This is a genomic window from Cellulomonas biazotea, from assembly GCF_004306155.1.
In the GTDB taxonomy this organism is placed as follows: domain Bacteria; phylum Actinomycetota; class Actinomycetes; order Actinomycetales; family Cellulomonadaceae; genus Cellulomonas; species Cellulomonas biazotea.
The window spans coordinates 1-6206 of sequence record NZ_BIMR01000416.1; the positions used below are offsets into that span (position 1 = coordinate 1).

Genomic DNA, 6206 nt, shown 5'->3' on the forward strand with positions numbered 1-6206 from the left:
GCGCACTGGTGCGGCCGGTGCGAGCGGCGTGCCCGCCGGCCCCGGGGCGTGACGAGCGACCTGCACGGCCGGCCTGGCGTGGTGCACCTCGTGCACGTCCACCGGCGACGCGGCGCGCGGCGCGTCCACCGCGGGAACGGTCGCCGGCGCCGTCGGGGTCGCCACCGCCGCGCTGCTCACAGCAGCCCCGTCCGCCGCGCGACCGACCGCGGGTCGGCCGACCAGACGTCGAGCAGCAGGTCGGCCTCCTCGTGCCGGACGAGCCGCGGCAGGTCGAGCGCACGTGCGAGGACCCGGTGCACGTCGTCGCCGCCGAGCGGGTACGCGGCCACGGGGTGCCGCCAGTGCACGGCGACGACGGCCCCGCCGGGTGCGAGCCGTTCGCGCAGGCGCGTCGCGGTGCGGTGCAGGTCCGCGCGCGACAGGTAGTACCCGACCTCCGACAGGACGACCAGGTCCCAGGGGCCGTCGGGGACGGCGGCGGAGACGTCGCCGACCTCGACGCGCACATGCGGTGCGCCGGCCAGGCGCTCGCGGGCGCGGTCCACGGCGGCGGGCGCGACGTCCAGCGCGAGCAGGTCGTCGCAGCGGTCCGCGAGCCGTGCGGTGAGGACGCCGATCGAGCAGCCGACCTCCAGCACGCGGCCGAACCGGGCGTCGGGCAGAGCCGCGAGGGTCAGGTCGCGCTTGCGCTCCTCGTACCAGCGGTCCTCGAAGCCCCACGGGTCGTCGTGCCGGGCGTACGTCGCGTCGAAGAACTCGCGCGCGAGCGTCGGACGCGGCGCGTCGTCCTCGACGACGAGCACCTCGACGTCCCGGTCGAGCGCGGCGAGCAGGTCGGGACGCAGGACGGCCGCGTCGCGCGGGTCGGGGGACAGCGGGTGCACCTGGCTGCGGTGCGCGTCGGTCGCGCGCCGCCGGCGCAGGGCGGACGCGTCGGACAGGTCGACGACGCGCAGCCGGTCCCACGGCACGCGGGGGTCGTCGGGCGTGCCCCAGTGCCACAGCCACAGCGGGTACTCGACGAGCCGCGCGCCGCGCTCGGCGGCCAGGGCGGCACCGACCTCGCCCGCGACGCGGTGGTCGCGGTGGCCGTCCCCCCGCCACGGCACGACCAGCGTGTCGACCGGGCCGCCCGCGTCGAGCACGCGCCGCAGATCACGCTCGACGTCGTCCCGGGCCTCACGCAGTCCGCCGTCGGGGTGGCCGAGCAGCACGACCGTCGAGCCGGGCGACAGCCGCCGGACGGCCTCGCGGACCTCGTCCGCCCGCACGCGCACCAGGTCGTCGGGCGTCAGCGTCGGGGAGCCCGGGTGGGACGCGGCGCCGTCGGTCAGCACGACGACCTCGGGTGCGGGGCCGCGCGTGGCGAGCTCCGCGAGCAGGCCGCCGACGCCGAGCGTCTCGTCGTCGGGGTGCGCAGCGACGACGACGGTCCGGCCGGTGGGCAGCGGCAGGGCGGGCAGCTCGGCCCAGCGGGGGTCGTCGGACCAGGCGCTCGCGGGGGTGGTGGCGGGCTCGCGCGCGTCGAACCGGACCGGTGCGGGCGTCGTGGGGCCGTCGGCGGTCACCACGGCACCCCGTCCGTCGCGGCGAGGGCCGAGCCGAGCGACGCGTCGTCCCGCTCGGCGTGGTGCTGGCGCACGTAGAGCTGCAGGTCGGCGACGCGCTTCGCGTGCTCGGGCTCGAGGGCCAGCGGCGCCGGACCGAGCGCGTGCGCGGCACGAGCGAGGACGTCCTCGCACACCGCCGCGACCGTCCCGCGGACCCGCTTGGCGAGCAGGCGGCCCGCGGCGTCGTCGAGCGTGCCCGCGTCGACCAGGGCGGCGGCCTCCGCGAGCGCACGCCGCGCCGACTGCAGGGCCCTGTCCACCGCGCCGAGGTGCGCGTGCAGCAGCGGTGCGTCGCGGCCGCGCACGCCGTCGAGGAGCCGCCGTGCGACGCCGACCGCGCCGCCGTACCAGCACGCCGCGACCCCGATGCCGCCCCACCAGAAGCCGGGGCGGGTCAGGTACCAGTCGGGGCCGCCGACGGGCTCCGCGGGCGCGTCGTCGAACCGGACCGACGTGGAGGGGATCTCGACGAGCCCGCGGGCGGCCCACGTCTCGTCGAGCACCGTGACGGTTCCCGCGTCGGCGCCGTCGCGCAGCGCGACCGCGAACAGGCCACGGCCACCGTCGGGGAGGTGGGCCGTGACGAGCGCCGCGTCGAGCCGCCCGGCCAACGAGCACCACGGCTTGACGCCGCTCAGGACCCAGCCGCCGGGGACGTCGTCGGACGGCCGGGCGTCGAGACGGACGCCCGGACCCTCGGCGGCGAACACGCCCCACGTCGCCGTCGCGCCGACGACGGTCGGTCGGACCCCCGCCTGGGCGAGGACGGCGAGCGCGTCGAGATGCGGCTCGACGGCGCGTGCGACGGCCAGGTCACCGGCCGCGAGCGTCGCGAGCGTCTCCCACAGCACCGCCGTGCGGCCGGTCCCCGGGAGCAGGTCGGACGGCCACGTCGGCACCGCCGTGAGCGCGTCGTCGACGGTGCGCGGCAGCGGACCGGGCACGGGCGGCGGCCGGTCGGTCGGGACGGGGTCGAGGCGCACGGGGAACGTCGGTCAGCCCTCCAGGTCGGGATGCCGATCGTGCGGGGGCGCGTCCCGGTCGGCAACCGGAGGACGCCGGATCACCCCGACGGGGGTGGCACGGGGCCGGTGCGGCGGCCCAGCGGTGCGGAGGTGCTGGGCTGCGTGGTCAGGCGGTGCAGCGGCGCACGAACCGCACGATGCGGTCGAGCGCCGCGACGCCGTCGGCGGTGTCCGCCTCGAACTGGTACTCGTGCGGCAGCGCGGGCTCGTGGTCGGCGGGGAAGAACAGGGTCTCGACGTCGACGCCGTGCCGTTCGAGGGTCGTCGCGAGCGTCTGCGACTGCACGCGCAGCGGGTCGGCGTTGCCGACGGTGACAAACGTCGACGGGAACGCCGCCGTCACGTGCCGCCCGACGGACATCGTCGACAGGAACCGCTCGTCGTCCTCGAAGTGCCGGTTCCCGCTGTACGCCCACCCGCACGCGCGCAGGACGTCGCGCAGCGGCGACGTCCGGGAGATCTGCGCGAGGTCGAACACGCCGCAGCACAGGACCGTGCCGCGCACCTGCGCCGCGTCGACGGTCGGCTCCACGCCGAGGTCCCGGGCGTACGACGGCACGGTCACGAGCGTCGCGACCTGCGCGCTGATCTGCGCTCCGGCCGAGTCGCCCGCCAGGACCAGCCGCGACGGTTCCACGTGGAACCGGTCGGCGTGCTCCTGCACGTGCGCCAGCGCGGCCAGGACCTGCCGCACGGGCGTCGGGTAGCGGGCCTCGGGGGCGCGCGTGTACCGGGGCGCGACGACCGTGAACCCGTGGCTCGCGAGCAGCCGGAACCAGCCGCGCAGCTCGTCCTTCGTGCCGCCGACGAACGCGCCGCCGTGCGTCCACACGACCGTCGGCAGCGCGCCGGCCGCACCGGCCGGGTGGAAGACGTCGAGCACCTCGTCGGGGTGCGGGCCGTAGGGCTCGTCGAGGACGGCAGTGACGTCGGCGGGCGCGAGCGCGTCGAGCCGCGCCGTCCGGTCCACGACGCCCGCCGCGAACTGCCGGCGCACGAGCAGCACCGCCGGCCGGGGGCTCACCAGCAACGACGCCCGCAGGGCACCGAGGACGACGCGCGTCGCGAGCCCGCGGGCACCCCCGGGGCGGGACGGCGGCAGCGGGGTCCGGGTCACGCGGCGGCCACCGGGACGGGGCGGCGTCGGGCCTCCATGGCGGGCAGCCTAGGGGCGTGCGGGTCCCCGTGGCCCGTCCTAGGCTCACCAGGTGCCCCGACGTCGCGTCCACCTCGCCCCCGCGCCCCCTGACCTGCACCGTGACGACCGCGCGGAGGCCGACCGCACCGCCCCGGCGGGCGTCGTCGGGGACGCGCCCGACCGCCGGTTGCAGGCCCTCGCGGCGGCGGTCGACGACGACGTCGCGCGCGGGCTCGCCGACCTCCGCGACGAGCTCGGGGTCCCCGCCGGGTTCCCGCCGGACGTCCTCGCGGAGGCCCGCGTCGCCGCCGGCTCCGCGCCGGGCGACCTCGCCGACGCGACCGACATCCCGTTCGTGACGATCGACCCGCCCGGCTCGCGCGACCTCGACCAGGCCGTCCACCTGGAGCGGCGCGGCAGCGGGTACCGGGTGCGGTACGCGATCGCCGACGTCGCGTCGTGGGTGCGGCCCGGCGGGGCGGTCGACACCGAGGCGCGGCGCCGCGTCGTCACGCTGTACGCGCCCGACGGCCGCACCCCGCTGCACCCGCCGGAGCTGTCCGAGGGCGCCGCGAGCCTGCTCGCCGGCCAGGACGTCCCCGCGCTGCTGTGGACGGTCGACCTCGACGCCGACGGCACGCCCACCGCGGTCGACGTCCGCCGCAGCCGGGTCCGCAGCCGCGCGCAGCTCACGTACGACGAGGTCCAGCGGTCGCTCGACGACGACACCGCCGACGAGCCCCTGCGGCTGCTGCGGGACGTCGGGCGGCTCCGCCAGGAGGCCGAGCGGGAGCGCGGTGGCATCACCCTCCCCACGCCCGAGCAGGTCGTCGAGCGCACCGACGGGCACTGGGAGCTCGTCAGCCGCGCGACGCTCGACGCCGAGGAGTGGAACGCGCAGATCTCTCTGCTCACCGGGATGTCCGCGGCCCGCATCATGCTCGACGGACGGGTCGGGGTCCTGCGCACCCTGCCGCCGTCCGACCCGCGGGACGTCGCCCGGCTGCGCCGCGCCGCCGACGCGCTGGGCGTGACCTGGCCCGACGGGGCCGGCGTCGGCGACGTCGTGCGCGGCCTCGACGCCGCCGACCCCGCGCACGCCGCGCTGCTCACCGAGGCCACGACGCTGCTGCGCGGCGCGGCCTACGTCGCGTTCGACGGCGAGGTCCCCGAGCAGCCGCAGCACGCGGCACTCGCCGCCCCCTACGCGCACACCACCGCCCCGCTGCGTCGGCTCGTCGACCGGTTCGTCGGCGAGACGTGCGTCGCCCTCGTCGCCGGCCGTGACGTGCCCGACTGGGTGCGGTCGGCCCTGCCCGACCTGCCCGCGCTCATGGCGGGCGGTGACCGGCGCGCCAACGAGTACGAGCGGGGCTGCCTCGACCTGGTCGAGGCGGTGCTGCTCACCGGGCGCGTCGGCGACGTGTTCGACGGCGTCGTCGTCGACGCGCACGACGACCGGACGACCGGCGTCGTGCAGCTCCGCGACCCGGTGGTGCGGGGCAAGGTCGACGGTGCCGACCTGCCCGTCGGACGGCACGTGCAGGTGCGGCTGGTCGAGGCGTCGGCGGCGCACCGCCGGGTCCGCTTCACGCTGGACGGCGTCCCGGCCGCCGACGGCGCCCCGGCGGACGAGGACGTCCCGACCGCCGGCGCGGGCGACGGGCACGACGCGGGCGACGCGCGCGGCGAGGACCGCGCGGCCACCCAGGACTGAGCCGTGGCCGACCTCGACGACGTCGCCGACGACCTCTACGGGGCACCGCCGGACCAGTTCGTCGCGCGCCGCGACGCCGCCGCGAAGGCCGCCCGGGCCGACGGCGACCGTGACCTCGCTCAGGAGATCGCCGGGCTGCGCAAGCCGACGGTCGCCGCGTGGCTCGTCAACGCGCTGCTGCGCGACGTGCCCGACCTCGGCGACCAGCTCGTCGCGCTCGGCGACAGCCTGCGCGAGGCGGAGCGCTCGCTGGACGGCGCCGGGCTGCGGGACCTGTCGCGGCAGCGCCGGGCGCTGGTGACGTCGCTGGTGGGGCGCGCGAAGGCGCTCGGGCGGCAGGCGGGCCACAAGGTCGGCGAGCCGGTCGCGCAGGAGGTCGACGCGACGCTCACGGCGGCGCTCGCGGACCCGGAGATCGCGCGGGAGGTGACGTCGGGGAGGTTGACGGCCAGTCGGGAGTTCGCGGGCTTCGGCTCGTTCGCGCCGGGCAGCCCGGTCGAGGCCCCGCGCCGCGCGCCGGCGGAGAAGGCGGCGGGTGCCCGCTCGACGGGGGCGGCGAAGGAGAAGGAGCCGACGCGAGCCCCCGCGCGGAGCCGCGCCCACCTGCGGGTCGTCGAGGACGCCGACGACGCCGAGCCCGCCGCGGAGGAGGCGCCGCGGGAGTCGGCCGCCGACCGTCGCCGCCGCCGCGACCGCGAGGACGCGGTCCGCTC

Annotated in this window: 5 protein-coding genes; 2 read left to right on the top strand and 3 right to left on the bottom strand. The window is 78.3% G+C overall.

The window, feature by feature from the left end; genetic code table 11:
* Positions 1-176 precede the first annotated feature (176 nt).
* The 3 genes from CBZ_RS19620 to CBZ_RS19630 all read right to left on the bottom strand — a co-directional run bounded on the left by CBZ_RS19620 (position 177) and on the right by CBZ_RS19630 (position 3755).
* Complete coding sequence (locus CBZ_RS19620) at positions 177-1571, bottom strand: PIG-L family deacetylase (protein WP_130783122.1); 1395 nt, start codon at positions 1569-1571, stop codon at positions 177-179.
* Positions 1568-2596, bottom strand: a complete 1029-nt coding sequence (locus CBZ_RS19625) for an acyl-CoA dehydrogenase family protein (protein WP_130783123.1) — start codon at positions 2594-2596, stop codon at positions 1568-1570. Before CBZ_RS19625 ends, CBZ_RS19620 begins: the two co-directional genes overlap by 4 nt.
* A 148-nt stretch (positions 2597-2744) precedes the next feature.
* Positions 2745-3755 carry an alpha/beta hydrolase gene (locus tag CBZ_RS19630; protein WP_130783124.1) on the bottom strand — a complete coding sequence of 337 codons (1011 nt, stop codon included), beginning with the start codon at positions 3753-3755 and terminating at the stop codon, positions 2745-2747.
* Between the two features lie 208 nt (positions 3756-3963).
* Between CBZ_RS19630 and CBZ_RS19635 the strand changes: the two genes are divergently transcribed.
* Entirely contained in the window at positions 3964-5493 is a 1530-nt protein-coding gene (locus tag CBZ_RS19635) for an RNB domain-containing ribonuclease (protein ID WP_130783125.1), read from the top strand.
* Between the two features lie 3 nt (positions 5494-5496).
* Positions 5497-6206 (top strand): hypothetical protein (locus tag CBZ_RS21185; protein WP_165446866.1); only part of this gene is annotated, 710 nt, incomplete at its 3' end.